Genomic DNA, 14,256 nt, shown 5'->3' with positions numbered 1-14,256 from the left:
TTCAGCAAGATTAAAGGAGCAAGCCAAGTGCGATGCATGCGTACAGTGCGCCTGTTATTTTTTCCAACAAGGATTTGTTCTTGAAAGCGACGCTCGCTCGATGCGCAATAAACATATAGGTACTATAGACCGCGACAGAGATGGCGGTTGCGGCAACACCCATTGAAACTGCTTGAGTAGAGTACGAACCATACGGGCTGATAAAGCTCGGATATGTAAGCAGTGTGGCTATCCACCCTTTAGGGTTGGCCAAAGAGACTAAGAGTGAATCGACAAACGTCTGCTTCGAGCTCCAATTCGCCGTTTCTTCATCGCTCGACGCCGATTTTCCACAGAAAGTAGTAATGGCGAGATATATAAGATATATCGCCCCCGTCCACCGTAAATAGCTCAATATCCATTGATTACCACGGATGAACAAGCCCACACCCGATAACACGACTGCTGCATGAATTGCAGCACCGATTCCGAATCCGACGGCGCCTGGAATTGCAATTTTGAGTCCGTGTTTAAGTGTTTGCGCGACGGCAAACGCGACGTTCGGTCCCGGCAAAACTACTGCGGCAGTAAAGGCAACGAGGAACAAAGCAAACAAATGAAAATCCATTGACTCCGCCAATTCTGTTTAAATATTGCAGAATGGAAGGAACAGCGACCTGAGAATCCGACCTCGATCGCTACTTTTTCCCCCGCTGCGCCATATAGGCGTCGCAGGCGCGCCCAAATGCCTTAAAAATATTTTGGCTCGCGTTATCCTTGGTAGCGTGCCATTCAGGATGCCACTGAAGCCCGAGCTGAAATGTTGGTGAATTCCTATATGAAAGCGCTTCTACAATATCATCATCTGCAACTGCTTCCACTTGAATACCTCCACCCAGCGTGGCAACGCCTTGCTTATGCAACGAATTGACTTGTAGCTCTCCGCTCTTGACAACCGACGACAGCAATCCACCAGAAGCGACTTTCACCGAGTGAACAGGTAGATACTGCTCGTCGCGAGGCAGATTTGCGTTTTCTGAATGCGTAATTCCTTTTTGCGACAATGACAAATCTTCGTGCAGCGTGCCGTTTCTATAAACGTTCATCTCCTGCAAGCCGCGGCAGATCCCCAATACGGGCATCTGAAGCTCTCCGGCTGCCGTCAGTGCGGCCCACGACAACCGGTCTCGCGGACGATCAGTCTCACCGGGGACAACATCGTCTTCGGTGCGTGCCCATACGCGCTCGTTCATGCACAAGATATCGGGATCAAGATCGGATTCGTCGCCCGTCAGCACAAGTCCGTCGAGACGGCGCATCACTTCACGAAATGTGCGGATAGTCGCGTCCGATGGGTGATCTCCGTCTATCGTCGGTAAAATGACGCACTCGACCGAAGCGTACTTCATCAGTGCCTCGATATAGCGCCGCCGCAACCAGTCGCGGTGGACGCCGTCGCGAAGATGGCGATTTGCGGTAACCCCAACAACGGCGCAACCCATAGGACGATCCTTGTCCATCATTACGCTCGCTCCTCGCCCGGCAGGCGCTCAAGCTGAGCCTCGTACAGCCGCCGGTTCCGTTCAAGAAGTTGGCTGATGACACTTGGCTGCCCTTTGGGCCCGCGAGCGAAGAGTCCTCCCCATGAATCGGCAATCTCGGCATATTGCGGATCGCGTAGCCTGATCTTTTGTGCCCGCTTCAGGTGCCAGAAGGGGACGCCAGGCGAGAGGTGATGTTCCAGATGATATTCGTCAAGATTGGCGCCGAACAGCAGCCGCTCGATCAGATTACCTTTGCGATTGCGCGTCAGATAGACATCGTCGGTTTCCGTCTCGCACATTGGAGAATGTTCCGCAAGTTCGATGAACCAGCCCAATGCCTGAAAGGTCGTCAGATAAGGAACCAGCCAGAACAACACGAGCATATCAAGCGATTTTGCCTGAATGAAACCGAGGACAACGATCAGCCAGAATACTGCGAATCCGTAAGTATCGATGGCAGATCCCAGCCTATCGATGTCCTTCCGACCTTCGCGTGAAATGAGAAACCGGTTGTTCCATAGATATTTGAGGTAGCGCAACGTTGCACCGCCCAGCATCGCCTTCCAGACGACGGAGAACGCGTATTCACGTGGATGACGAATGTCATATACGCCCGACGATATGAAGAACTTCAGGTCAGGATCTTTCTCCGGGTCGCCGAGATGAGGATGATGCAGATGAACATGAGAGTAGCGATAAGCCCAATGACGCTGCAGAAGAGGATATGCTGCAAAAACAATCCCGAGAAAATAGTTCCATCGGGTGTTTTTTGCAAGTGTCCGATGTGCCGCGTCATGAGCGATCGTGGTCAGCCCCCGTTGTTGGGCGCCAATGATTAGCGCTGCAATAGGGTACAGCCACCACGATATTCGCATAGTTGCGTAAGCACACGCCAGAATCACCAGATAGTCCTTCACAATATAAAGTGCGCCGGTGATGTTATCAGGCTTCAATTCCGACAACTCACGGGTAATGTCGCGCGAGAAGCGGGAGGTCCTGAATCGTTTGCCTCGCAGTTGCCACGCTTCACAAATTTCCATGATGAAACATCCTCCATGAAAGATCGACGTCAGACGGCGTCCAGTCCTTGTTGAATATCCGCGACGATATCGTCTACGTTCTCGATGCCGACACACAGGCGAATGGAACCATCAAAAATACCGGCGGCCTCACGCTGTTCTTTTGGAACAGTCGTGTGAGTTGTAGACACTGGATGTGTGACCAATGTTCGCGCATCACCCACGTTTGATACGTGGTACATGAGGTCGATGTTGGTGATGAATCTGCGTCCGGCTGCTTCATCGGCCAGTTCGAACATGATGATCGCGCCATAACCGACACTCGTGTCAACCAACTCGTCAACAAGTTCGCGTTCGTATCCATAGGACAGCGAGGGATATGACACACGCTTGACCTTCGGATGCTTTATCAAGAACTCGGCAACGGCCAAGGCATTCTCACAATGCCGTTGCATGCGAAGATGAAGTGTTTCGAGCCCTTGAATCAACTGAAAGCTGGAGAACGGACTAATCGCGGCACCGGTGTCACGAAGCCACGTCATCCGCGCCTTCAGCAAATAGGGACTTGCTCCTAGGTCGTCAAGTTTAAGAACAGCCTCTTTCCAGAGGATGCCGCCATGGGCTTCGTCCGGTTCGTGAAACAACGGGAACCGGACTGTGTCATCGAACGCGAAGCGCCCGTTATCTACAATCAATCCGCCGAGCGTCGTTCCATGGCCGCATAGATACTTCGTCGCGGAATATGTGGAGATGCTCGCGCCCAAAGAGGCGGGACGGCAGACCAAAGGAGTTGTGGTATTGTCAACGATGACAGGAACCCCATGCCTTTTCCCGATCTCCGCGAGCGCCGCGATTGGCAAAGGGACAAGACATGGGTTGGAAAACGCCTCTCCGAATATTGCAATGGTTCTGTCATCGGTCAGCAATTCGAAAGACGATATGTTCTTGGGATCTGCGCATCGCGCCTCGATGCCCAGCCGTTTAAATGTATTGAAGAGGAGATTCCACGAATTTCCATACAAATACTTCGATGCAACTACGTTATCGCCTGGCGTTCCGCTGCACAGGTTAGCGATGGCAAGAAAGGTTGCGGCCTGTCCCGAAGCTACCGCAAGAGAGTCGCTTGCACTCTCCACTGCGGCAAATCGCTTTTCGAGAATACGCGTCGTCGGGTTGATGATCCTGCTATACGTAAACCCGTCTTCCTTGGCGTTGTAAATTCCGGCAATCTTTTCCAGATCACCTTCAAGCTCATAGGCTGTTGATTGGTAAATAGGCACCGACACGGCCTTTGTCACCGGGTCATGGCGATAGCCAGCATAAAGAAGTGCTGTTTCTCTGGACATCGGTACGTTGGCGTTGTTTCTTGACATATCACAAGACCTTTTCCACAGATCGGTTTTTGGACGCCGATAAGTATTTCCTAACGCCTCGATTGGCGTCGAAAAAATCTTGAAACGCAATTTCCAACAGTCGAATCCACATCAAATCGATGCGCCCCATACAACCAATCCTGAAGCTGCGAGTCTGAGAATGCAACTTTGTATAGATGTAGAGGTTGTAGTCCACCAGATGGGCGTATAGCGCGTCGAGATCTTTTTGCGTACGAATGACATTGGGTGCAGTAAGGGCAAGGCATACCGGCGACCGTATTTTCGCGTTTAAAAGAGGAGAAGCATACGGCGCGGTTGCTCCTATAATCGCGTCGCGTACAGATCGGTAACGCTCACCGCGGCGAAAGACGCCCTCGATGGTCAGTCGCTCAAGTGCTTTGGCGCAAGCCTGAATGACATGCGTTGGAGGAGTGGAGCGCCATTCACCGGATTTCTCAAAACTGTTCCATTGGTCTCGAACATCCAGCACGAAGGAATTCATATGTTTAACTCTGCTATTAAGCATCTCCAGTGAAGCGATTACAAACGACACACCCGGTGGACCTTCAATGCATTTATTGCTAGAAGTGACAAGGACGTCAAATTGCACTTGCTTGGCGCTAATCTCCACCGCACCGAAAGAACTCATTGCATCTATGATCGTTCTTACACCATGCTTCTTTGCTAGTTCTACTATCGGTCTAAGCGGATTAATAACGCCAGTGGTGGTTTCGCAATGCACGAAGCAGAGATGTGTAACCGCGGGATTTCTTCTCAGATATTCAGCGATTTTGGATGTTGAAAGTGGCTCGTCACATGGAGCGGTCATGCTGACAACATGGACACCACGGAGTTGCAGCATCTTTAACATCCGCTCACCATAAATTCCATTGATGCAGACGAGAGGACGATCGGAAGGCGCAACAAAGGAAGCCAACGCGGCTTCTATGCCGTAGGATCCACCGCCTTGCATCGGGATCACCGAGTAGGCGTCTCTACCGTCAACTAAATCAACTATTATATTTCTTACCTGAGCCGTTATCGTCTTGAAACACGCGTCGCGCGAGCCGACGTCATATTGCATCTGCGCCCTAACCTCATCGCTCAACGTCAATGGCCCCGGCGTCAGTAAGAAATGATGCGGTACAGTCATGTATAACACTCCACGATCGAAGATGATTATGTGAAAGCGTGAACGGTATATTCGGGCGTTCTTGAATACGCGCCACGTGACATATATTCCATTGCATTTCTTATCATTTTTGCCTTGTCTGAGCCTTCACGAAACCGTTCGATTTTTCGATATGCCCCTTCCTTCTCACCTTACCCCGCCCAGATCATTCGCCTTTACGCTCACTTACGGTCATCGCCGAACCTGTGTATTGCAAGTCCTTCAAATGTCGTTCACTTGCGCGAAGATTAGCGTTCCGCCACACGAGGCGAAATGCAATTTTCGCCACGACCTGCGATGAGTTCATCTGAACCAACCCAAACTACTTGTCAGCAGTTGAGGCAAACGGCATGCAGACGAAACGCGCACAGCACCCGCAAGCGTCGCCATCGCCTACCGCCCCAAGTCCATTGTTGCTCATCTTGCCACAGTGAGACATGTTGTTAGCATGAATCTTTCTGATGCGTATCTAACGATTTTTAATAGCCACGTGCATCGTCAATCATCGATTGGTTGTTACCGTTACACAAAAATTAACTACGATTTGAAATAAGAAACCACCAACCTTAAGTCGATTTTTTATCAACATGATGATGCACGCATTGAGTGAGCTTTTTCGGTACCAAACTCCAGCATCACTGGACAGTTTTTGCGTTTCAATGCATATTGCTGGACTAACCGGACAGATAAAATTTTCTCTAACACATTGCATGCCCACTTCCTCATCCTTCGCTCGTGGTCGCATTGATGGGTAGAGAACACGCAGTGCGACCGTCGATAATCAGCGAAGATGTCGGGAGCTGGTAGCGTGTCCGCGCTGAAGCGATCGCCGAGGAATTGGTCGAATTATCTGCTCTCCCGGTCCGGGAATAGGCCGTCAGTCAACTAAGAAAGAAGGCGCATTCCGCAGATTTCGAGACCTCAAGCGCGGGCACGCTTTACCTAAAAGCACTGGCAGTACTTCTCGCTCATCCGGCACTTGCTGCGCGTTTCGCTCTATCGAAGAAAATTCGGCAAAGTTTTGCCGCATCGCATTTGTTAATACCGCAGATCGGCAATATCAAAGTCGTTGTGACATTTACCAATCAGAGGCGAGCGCCATATCATTCCGTCTTACCCGTCACGCGCCGGGCTTCTACAGTGACGGGAAGCGCGGTATCAGGTGCCATTTCGGGCAGCTCCAGCTGCCAGCCGTTGGCCAGCGTAATGAGCCCGCCCCACATATGTGCGCGTGCAACGGAAACGATCGGCTCCTCAAGATCTTTCTTCGGGACATAAGCGGTCAATGCTCCTCGTCTATCCTTGCGAATCGTCACTTTCACGTCTGAAGCTCCTCAGTCTGTGTGGGAAACTTATGCCGCAGGCCCCATCGTCTTTGAGTAACAAGGAGAGCGGACGTCGCAGCTCTCGGGCGCGTGTGCCGTGCCGCGCGGCAACTCGTCGACAGTCATGGACCTAGCTATCCTTCATCGGATAACAGCCATTGGTGCAAGCGCGATTTCTTTCACGGACACCCATCTTCGCCCCGGTCGGGATATCCGCCATCGTTGCGGGGTCGTCCAGAGCAGCGACGTACATTCCCCACCGATACGCCGGCAACGAATGTAACGTCCACCAAATACATCTCCGCTGTGTCGACGCACCAATGTTACCGTCGCGCCATAGCTACCTCATCTCTCGTAGGGACACCGATCGGACGAATAGCCGTGGCCCGCTCGCCCAGACACGCGAGCACGTCATCGGGAAGATAATCGAGCGTGCACAGTTCCTTCGCGCGCATGCCGACCTTGCGATCTGTTTCAACGAAATGAACCGCATAGATGTAAAACCGCTGCAGGAACATGTCGATCCGGGTGACATAGCCTGCGTCGCCCTTGTTCACGAGAAGCTCGCCCATATTCTTGCCGGTGTAGGTGCCATCGTTGCGAATTACCGAGCGCGCGATCACACGCTCGCCAATGCTGAACGATGGCGCACACGCGACCTCGATGGCGTCCTCGTTTTGGAAGTCACCCATCATTTGCTCCTGCGAAAGGCCAAGGTGTGCACTTCACGATGCTGGTGGCGGCAACAAGGGGCGCCCGTGTCCGATCGCACCCACTTCAATGCGCCTGACACCGGGTTCGCCTTCGCTGGCGGCAACACCAGGTCCCTGATTGTCCTTCATGAACGCGAAACCCGACCGATCAGGTGTGTCGACGAAGTCGATCGTCACACCGTCCAGCAGCAGGCGGCTTTCTGCGGGCAGGAAAAGACGCAGACCATTGATCTCCATCGCCTCGTCGCCTGGCTGCGCCCCGGTTACGGCACTGAACCCGGCATCGTATCCAGAGCAGCCGCCAGAGTTCACAAGCAGACGAAAACCCGCACCAGATGGCAAGCCGGAAAAGCGCACAATACGGCGCATGAACTTTTCGGCAGCGGGTGTCACGGTAAGGTTGGGCAGCATGGTGTCGGTCCTGTCAAAGTGAGCAGTCGTTAGACGCAAGTGGCGCGATGCGCGGGGAAACGGGGCTAGGCCGGAACGATGCATCCGTCCACGGGGCACACCGCCACGCATTGCGGAGTATCGAACTGGCCGTCGCACTCCATGCATTTCTTCGGATCGATTGCAAAGACACCGTTTTTCTCACTGATGGCGATATTGGCGCACTGCGGCTCGCAGGCCGAGCAGCCGGTACACGTTGACGCAATGATCTTCAGGGCCATGCGACACTCCTTGCAATGATGATCGGTGTAAGCCCGGTGAGACAGGCATGACTATCCTGCCCTGCTGCCTCGGCGGCGGCAGGCGCTTCGACGGTGCCCCAAGTGCGTTAGGTGTACGACGCCGCTACAGGCAGTCGAGGGCAGCATGCTGTCATTCACGCTATCCTCCATAAATGACTCGTAGCAACCGACGGTGGTTGCGCAGTAGGCAAGAGCGAGATCCGTGCCACTCGAACGCGGTGGCCTATGGCGCAAGTGCCGGCGAACTTTTAGTTAATCTTGTCTCGGTTCGCCGACATTCAAACCCGACAACTGGAGCCGGACCTGTCGCTGTTACGACAAGACGAAATGGCTGCCCGGCACAGAGAACGTGGCTTCAGGTTCATCGCGCGTAACGTATCCGCGCGCTGCGCCGCGCGATGAAACAACCCGGCACGCCCGGCGTGCGGACGGCAGTCCACGACGCTAGGCGGCGGAATCACTCGACAGTAACGGTGAAGTTCTTGGACGCGAAGCTCAGACCGCCCGGCGATGACGTGATCTCGAAGCCGTACTGCAGTTCGCCGATCATAACGTCGTCGAAATAGTTGAGCGACTTCAGGTACTTCATGATCGCCAGCACATCGATCGTCGTGTCGTTGGTCTTGGTCGTGCGCAAAAACGAATAAACCGTGTTGCGGCCGTTGCTGCCCACGTAGACGTTCCAAGTGCCACCGGTTAGCGAGACGTTGCTGTGAAGCGGTACAGCGCAACCAGCGGACGTCCAGTTATAGGAGATCGGCTTGACATTGCCGCAACCCTCCGAGGTTCCGGTGTAGTTCAGCCAGACCATAATCTCGTGCGAATTATTGCTAGCCCATATATCGAAGGTCGATTCCCATGCACCACCGGAAGGCGTAGTAGCCGAGACCGCCGCGGTCAACGTGTTCAACGAACTGATGGTCTTGTTGATCAAGTAACCGATGTGCGGATAGGACTTGATGCCGCTGGTGTTGGGCTGATCCGAAGTTACGCCCCAGTCGAGGTTAGTGTTGGCCCAGATGGTCTGCACACCCGCGGTCACATTGCTGCAGGGAGACCAGACGTCGTTGTTGACGGTGTAGCTGCCGTAGATCCAAGAGGCGAATAAATTGGTCGAGAAGCAGGACGAGGTTTCGGGGGAAGATGCTGACCAAGTCGCGGCCTGTGCGCTGGTGACGCCAAGCATCAGTATGGCGGTAGCAGCGTAGCTCGCTAGGATCGAGATTCGGGGCATGGTAGTGCTACGTCCTGTCGAGTGGATGAATCTGTCGGAATCAGTGGGGGCGAGCGGCTTAAGCAGCAATCCAATCCAAATAGAAACACTGCCCGGGAGAAAGTTTGCGTGACGCTGTTGTCCACATCTCCCCTCCGACCATGTGAGCCACTGAATGCAATCGAGCAGGACACAAGCACAGCAGACATTCCTGTCGGAGTATTGCCCTGCCGCGTGATCGAGCGGCGCAACCTGTTCGCGCGAACCTGACTTCCTGCGCAGCCGTATTGGCGCCGCGTTTATCGATCGTCGCCGTCCCGAGCTCGCCATTCTAGGCGATTCATTTTTCAAAATGCTGCCGTACCGCCGCCCTATTCCAATGGACCTGCAACAGAAATCGATGGTATGCCCGGCCTTGCTGACTGGGCGATACTGGTCCTTCCTTTCGCCCTTGCTTCCAACATAGATCTCACTGACGCGTCAACCCCTGCAGACGGGGTGTTTGTGATAGGACGCATCTCCCGCAACGGCAGCAACTTACTGTAAGCGATCAACGATGCACGGTTAAACGATCCACCGAGGTGCCTCGCCCCTCAATCACTTCTTCGAAGTCTCGCAGGCACCAGCGCACACACGTCAGAATTACATCAAGCGGGGGTCGGACACGACCGTCCAGTGCATCTTCATCGAGTTTTCAGCTATTCATCCTTCTGTGCTCGACAATCTGATTCCCAGCGCAAATCTTTCCAGCGTTCAATCCCAGCCTCAACTCTGCCGTACACCGCTTCCGTCTCTAGCCTTGCACCAGCGGCTCCGATCAAACGGAAACATAAAGTAGTCACTCACGGTGAGCGGTTCAGACTGGCCTCGAAGCCCAACTTCCGGCCACTCATTCTTTTTTGGCCAGTACGCCGTACGAAAAATCGTGTCCCAGATAGTCGTAAAGAACCCATAGTTCCGGCGTCGGTGTTGCAGTTCCAACGAGTGGTGAATACGGTGGAACTTATTGTCGCCGATGATGTATCGAAGCGGCCCAAGATTGATGCGAGTGCTAGAGTGAGAAAGATGCGCCTGAAAGGCAATCAGTGTCATCGCAACAGCGGGCACCACGCCAGATTTAAAGTGAATCAGCGTGAGTGGTAGGGCCACAAATACTGCATAAATAAGCGGCTCGGAAACGTGATGATTGCAATTCCACGCCGTCAGCTCGCGGATCGAGTGATGAGTAGCATGCATGCGCCACATGAATGGAACAGCATGCTGAGCTCGATGCATCCAGTAGTAAAAGAAGTCGCCGGCGATCGCAACTAAAACTCCAGAAAGGACGGCGAAGCCCACGTTAATGATTGCGTTGTCTGAGTGAAGCAATGTCGCGAAATTGACCGTTAGGAGCGGCTCGACCCCTAACCATTCCAAACCCACGGCGTAGCCGTGCCAGACTATCGCACCGAGCCCAATGCGAATGATCCAATTCCGTACGCCGCGAACGTACGACGCAAAACTGTATCGATAAGCCGGAAAGATCACCTCGAGCGCTACGCACAATGTAGCGAAGATCGCAACGAGCTTAAACGATTTCACAAAAAACTCGGCCATCTGATTAACATCGAGAATATGCATCTATTTTGCTCCGAGAAAATCGACCGAATGTGCCCACCTCCGGTCGGTGCGATTCTCGCGTCAACGCAGCCGATTTCACCGAGGATCAAGCGTTCAACGGTTATTGATCTTCAGCGCGACCTTACAAGTCCGATTCGGCATCGAGATCCGCACCTATAGCGCATTGCGGTAAAGTCATACAAATTTTATATTCACGCCGCATTCATACGGTCACCGTGGATCACCCGCGCCATCAAAGCGGTGCGTGACATACTATGCGGCATTTCCAAAAATTCCGAAAATCGATTGTTTGGATAGGCATCATTTGATCTTTAAATGGCTAACGCTACTCCGTGACGGAGTGTTACCGACTTTCAACCGGTTTGGTCAGCTGTGTCACGTGATTACACGCCTAGGTATCCTCATTATTGATTGGTTGCGATAGCAGCGCAGCCATTCCACCAATGACATGTAGCGATGCGCCGGTTAAGCGCCGACGCCTCTCGTTCATGCACCTGGCGTCTAATCGAGCGCAAAATATCGCCGATTCAGGGCGAAGCAGGCGTGAAGGAATTGCTGTGCAATCACAAAACCCGCAATTTCGTGCTCTTGACTACAGGTTGATTGATGAATGTTCTCTGTGCGATGTGCATACGTGCGACTGCTTCGATGAAGGTTTTTCTTAACGTGAGCTCGTTCTGGAAGGCCTGCTTTCGCCTTCCGGATAGCTCCGCAGCTCAAATCGACGTTAATCCTGTTCGGCACCGGAGGTTTGCACGCAACACCATACGGTGTGACTGCTTAGGACTTTGAGGCAGGAATTGCCCACTAGCGCGTCGTGATGCAAGGCGTCAAAAACCCTCCAATTAGCTTGGTACTAGGGGCTGTTTACATTTAAAAATTTGTGTTTACATCCTGTCTTTTGTACAGCGAGACAGGATGGCGCGAACGTTACTGAGCGATGAAGTATGGAAGAAGATCCGGGACATCCTGCCTGGCAAGGAAGGCGATCGCGGCCGAACGGCATCCAACAATCGCTGGTTTCTCGAAGCGGTGCTGTGGATTGCCCGGACTGGCAGTCCATGGCGCGACTTGCCTGCAGAGTTCGGTCGATGGCATACGGTGTACATCCGCTTCTCGCGCTGGCGAAGCAAGGGCGTATGGCAACGGGTGGTGAATGCACTGGCAGGCCACACGGAAATCGAGCACGTCATGATCGATTCGACGATCGTTCGCGCACACCAGCATTCAGCCGGAGCTACAAAAAAAGTGGGCCGCAAGCTCTCGGTCGTTCCCGAGGTGGACTGAGCACCAAGCTGCATCTGGCGATCGATTCGACGGGGCGTCCGTTGCGCCTGATCGTCACTGAAGGGCAGGTCGCCGACATCTCGTGTGCGGTACAACTGGTTGAGCATTTGCGCACGGGAGCGGTTATCGCAGACAAGGGCTATGACTCCGACGCCTTCGTGCAAGCCATTCGGGCTACCCACGCGAAGGTTGTCATCCCGCCACGTTCGAATCGCAAGACAAAGCGCCGCTACGACCGTGGGCTGTACCGTACGCGCAATCTGGTCGAGCGTTTCTTCAATCGCATCAAACATTTTCGCCGTGTATCCACTCGATATGACAAGCTCGCCGACAGCTATCTCGTGTTTGCGTCACTTGCCTGCATATTTGGACCGGTCGTAAATGTGAACATCACCTAGTATCAATATTATTTGTTTGATATAGCTCCGGTGTTTTTGATATGGTCACATTCGCCGTACCTTCAACGAATACAATTTTTTCAGCATGCTGTATAGCCTCCGTCTACGGAATAGGTCAGTATCCGATTTTTGCGACCGACGGCCGCTGCAGCATTCACCTCAACCATCGCTCCCTAGACGGATGCATTGTCATAACGGAGACAATCCATGAAGAACCGTGTCGCATTTTCACAAAGTTCATCACCGACTGTTGACCTGCTGTATGACTACGCTCCCTTCCTTCAACTTTCAGAGTCTGAAGGAGGAATTGGCTGCTTTCCGTCCGGCATCCCTGCGCCCCGAGTTGCCATCGTTGGAGCCGGTATCAGCGGCCTTGTGGCTGCCACAGAACTATTGCGAGCAGGGGTAAGCGACATTACATTATTTGAGGCTCGCGATCGCATTGGAGGAAGAATTTGGTCCCAAACATTTGATCCAAGGCATCCACATCTTATTGCTGAAATGGGCGCAATGCGATTTCCTCCTAGTGCAACCGGCCTTTTTCACTACCTAAACAAGCATAACATCTGCACGACAGCGTCTTTCCCTGATCCAGGAGTGGTCGACACCGAGCTGCATTATCGCGGTGCTCGTCATGTTTGGCCCGCGGGAGATCCCCCACCGTCATTATTCAGACGCGTTCATGAAGGTTGGACAGCCTTGTTGCGTCACGGGTGTGTACTAAACGGCATCTCTCTCGTAGCGCCAACAAAGATTACGGCCATGTTGAAGTCACATCAACTCGAAAAAGCGCGTACGGCATGGCAGGCCTGGCTCGACGCATTTCGAGATAGTTCGCTTTATTCCGCCATTGTGACGATTTTCACTAGCCCGAATCCACCCGGCGGTGACCTATGGAAGAGACCCGACGACTTCGAGCTGTTCGGCTCTTTAGGGATAGGTTCCGGCGGCTTTCTGCCTGTCTATCAAGCGGGATTCACTGAAATTCTGCGTCTCGTCATTAACGGCTATCTCGATGATCAGCGCCTGATCTCGAGCGGAACTTCCACATTGGTTGAACGGCTGGCTGGACAGGAGATCGGAGGAAGCACTGTCAGCGAACGGGTTCGCTTTAGCACCGTGGGGCGCATCTACAAAGAGGATGGGAAGATAAAACTCTCAACGGATAGAGATGGGATAGTGGCTTTCGACCGCGTAATCGTTACCAGCAACAACAGAGCAATGCAAATCGCTCACTGTCTGACAGACGACGAAACGTTTTTAAGCCGCGACGTATCCCGAGCCGTGAGAGAAACACATCTCACGGGGTCGTCGAAACTGTTCATGCTCACCCGCGACAAATTCTGGATCACAAACGGGCTGCCAGTCACCATCCAGTCGGACGGTTTCGCTCGGGGCGTATATTGTCTCGATTACGAACCTGATAACTTAGATGGGCGGGGCGTGGTATTACTCAGTTACACGTGGGAAGACGACGCCCACAAGCTACTGAGCGTCGCCGACAAAAAGCAGCGGTGTGAGCGCTTTGTCGAGGAACTTGCAACGTTCCATCCAGAACTCGCGCGCCATTTAGTTCCCGCCGCCGGCAATTATGATACTAGTGTCCTTCACCACGACTGGTTGACCGACCCGCACTCCTCCGGAGCGTTTAAGCTCAACTATCCCGGCGAGGATGTCTATTCACAACGACTCTTCTTTCAGTACAAGACGGCAAATAATCCTGCAAGGGATACCGGGCTCTATCTGGCTGGATGTGGCTGTTCTTTCACCGGAGGATGGATTGAGGGAGCTGTGCAGACGGCTGTGAACAGCGCATGCGCCGTGATACGCAGTACAGGAGGGAAGCTTCTGCCGGGCAACCCGCTTGACGAAATCCGCAGCGCTTACCGTTACTGATATCGCACGTTCGCTCGTATTTGAAA

At 53.1% G+C, this 14,256-nt stretch carries 13 protein-coding genes; 2 read left to right on the top strand and 11 right to left on the bottom strand.

Features of this window, described 5'->3' with window-relative positions; genetic code table 11:
• Window positions 1-10 precede the first annotated feature (10 nt).
• The 11 genes from BPHY_RS38390 to BPHY_RS38340 all read right to left on the bottom strand — a co-directional run bounded on the left by BPHY_RS38390 (window position 11) and on the right by BPHY_RS38340 (window position 10,649).
• Entirely contained in the window at window positions 11-607 is a 597-nt protein-coding gene (locus BPHY_RS38390) for a LysE family translocator (RefSeq protein ID WP_041747032.1), read from the bottom strand.
• 70 nt (window positions 608-677) lie between these two features.
• Entirely contained in the window at window positions 678-1,502 is an 825-nt protein-coding gene (locus BPHY_RS38385; protein ID WP_012406804.1) for a gamma-glutamyl-gamma-aminobutyrate hydrolase family protein, read from the bottom strand.
• Window positions 1,502-2,563 carry a fatty acid desaturase family protein gene (locus BPHY_RS38380; protein ID WP_012406803.1) on the bottom strand — a complete coding sequence of 354 codons (1,062 nt, stop codon included), beginning with the start codon at window positions 2,561-2,563 and terminating at the stop codon, window positions 1,502-1,504. The genes BPHY_RS38385 and BPHY_RS38380 overlap by 1 nt, the downstream gene beginning before the upstream one ends.
• A 29-nt stretch (window positions 2,564-2,592) precedes the next feature.
• Complete coding sequence (locus tag BPHY_RS38375; RefSeq protein ID WP_012406802.1) at window positions 2,593-3,915, bottom strand: O-acetylhomoserine aminocarboxypropyltransferase/cysteine synthase family protein; 1,323 nt, start codon at window positions 3,913-3,915, stop codon at window positions 2,593-2,595.
• A gap of 1 nt (window position 3,916) precedes the next feature.
• A complete protein-coding gene (locus BPHY_RS38370; RefSeq protein WP_012406801.1) occupies window positions 3,917-5,068 on the bottom strand; it encodes a 2-aminoethylphosphonate--pyruvate transaminase in 1,152 nt (383 codons plus the stop codon).
• A gap of 1,121 nt (window positions 5,069-6,189) precedes the next feature.
• On the bottom strand, window positions 6,190-6,408 hold the full coding sequence (gene nifT, locus BPHY_RS38365; protein ID WP_012406800.1) for a putative nitrogen fixation protein NifT: 219 nt from the start codon (window positions 6,406-6,408) through the stop codon (window positions 6,190-6,192).
• Between the two features lie 326 nt (window positions 6,409-6,734).
• Entirely contained in the window at window positions 6,735-7,106 is a 372-nt protein-coding gene (locus BPHY_RS38360) for a nitrogen fixation protein NifZ (RefSeq protein ID WP_090874080.1), read from the bottom strand.
• Between the two features lie 30 nt (window positions 7,107-7,136).
• Window positions 7,137-7,535, bottom strand: a complete 399-nt coding sequence (locus BPHY_RS38355) for a HesB/IscA family protein (protein ID WP_012406772.1) — start codon at window positions 7,533-7,535, stop codon at window positions 7,137-7,139.
• Between the two features lie 65 nt (window positions 7,536-7,600).
• Complete coding sequence (locus tag BPHY_RS38350; protein WP_012406771.1) at window positions 7,601-7,795, bottom strand: 4Fe-4S dicluster domain-containing protein; 195 nt, start codon at window positions 7,793-7,795, stop codon at window positions 7,601-7,603.
• 478 nt (window positions 7,796-8,273) lie between these two features.
• Window positions 8,274-9,050: a GH12 family glycosyl hydrolase domain-containing protein gene (locus tag BPHY_RS38345; RefSeq protein ID WP_012406798.1), complete on the bottom strand. Its 777-nt coding sequence runs from the start codon at window positions 9,048-9,050 to the stop codon at window positions 8,274-8,276.
• Window positions 9,051-9,794: 744 nt separating this feature from the next.
• On the bottom strand, window positions 9,795-10,649 hold the full coding sequence (locus BPHY_RS38340; protein ID WP_012406797.1) for a sterol desaturase family protein: 855 nt from the start codon (window positions 10,647-10,649) through the stop codon (window positions 9,795-9,797).
• Between the two features lie 918 nt (window positions 10,650-11,567).
• Here BPHY_RS38340 and BPHY_RS41115 point away from each other — a divergent pair.
• Window positions 11,568-12,334 (top strand): IS5 family transposase gene (locus tag BPHY_RS41115; protein ID WP_085965141.1). Its coding sequence is split into 2 segments (ribosomal slippage): window positions 11,568-11,898 and window positions 11,898-12,334, totalling 768 coding nucleotides; the frame shifts between segments, so codons are not numbered across the junction.
• 207 nt (window positions 12,335-12,541) lie between these two features.
• Entirely contained in the window at window positions 12,542-14,230 is a 1,689-nt protein-coding gene (locus BPHY_RS38325; RefSeq protein ID WP_012406795.1) for an NAD(P)/FAD-dependent oxidoreductase, read from the top strand.
• Window positions 14,231-14,256: the final 26 nt, after the last annotated feature.

It is taken from the genome of Paraburkholderia phymatum STM815, from assembly GCF_000020045.1.
Lineage (GTDB): Bacteria > Pseudomonadota > Gammaproteobacteria > Burkholderiales > Burkholderiaceae > Paraburkholderia > Paraburkholderia phymatum.
Note: the sequence above shows the minus strand (reverse complement) of the source record. Positions and strands in the feature narration are given on the sequence as shown.

Excerpts from the sequence above, each read along its gene's own strand:
- BPHY_RS38360 (WP_090874080.1), bottom strand. The coding sequence starts at position 7,106 with ATGATGGGTGACTTCCAAAACGAGGACGCCATCGAGGTCGCGTGTGCG.
- BPHY_RS38355 (WP_012406772.1), bottom strand. The coding sequence starts at position 7,535 with ATGCTGCCCAACCTTACCGTGACACCCGCTGCCGAAAAGTTCATGCGC.
- BPHY_RS38390 (WP_041747032.1), bottom strand. The coding sequence starts at position 607 with ATGGATTTTCATTTGTTTGCTTTGTTCCTCGTTGCCTTTACTGCCGCA.
- BPHY_RS38370 (WP_012406801.1), bottom strand. The coding sequence starts at position 5,068 with ATGACTGTACCGCATCATTTCTTACTGACGCCGGGGCCATTGACGTTG.
- BPHY_RS38375 (WP_012406802.1), bottom strand. The coding sequence starts at position 3,915 with ATGTCAAGAAACAACGCCAACGTACCGATGTCCAGAGAAACAGCACTT.
- BPHY_RS38385 (WP_012406804.1), bottom strand. The coding sequence starts at position 1,502 with ATGATGGACAAGGATCGTCCTATGGGTTGCGCCGTTGTTGGGGTTACC.
- BPHY_RS38345 (WP_012406798.1), bottom strand. The coding sequence starts at position 9,050 with ATGCCCCGAATCTCGATCCTAGCGAGCTACGCTGCTACCGCCATACTG.
- BPHY_RS38380 (WP_012406803.1), bottom strand. The coding sequence starts at position 2,563 with ATGGAAATTTGTGAAGCGTGGCAACTGCGAGGCAAACGATTCAGGACC.
- BPHY_RS38325 (WP_012406795.1), top strand. The coding sequence starts at position 12,542 with ATGAAGAACCGTGTCGCATTTTCACAAAGTTCATCACCGACTGTTGAC.
- BPHY_RS38340 (WP_012406797.1), bottom strand. The coding sequence starts at position 10,649 with ATGCATATTCTCGATGTTAATCAGATGGCCGAGTTTTTTGTGAAATCG.
- BPHY_RS38350 (WP_012406771.1), bottom strand. The coding sequence starts at position 7,795 with ATGGCCCTGAAGATCATTGCGTCAACGTGTACCGGCTGCTCGGCCTGC.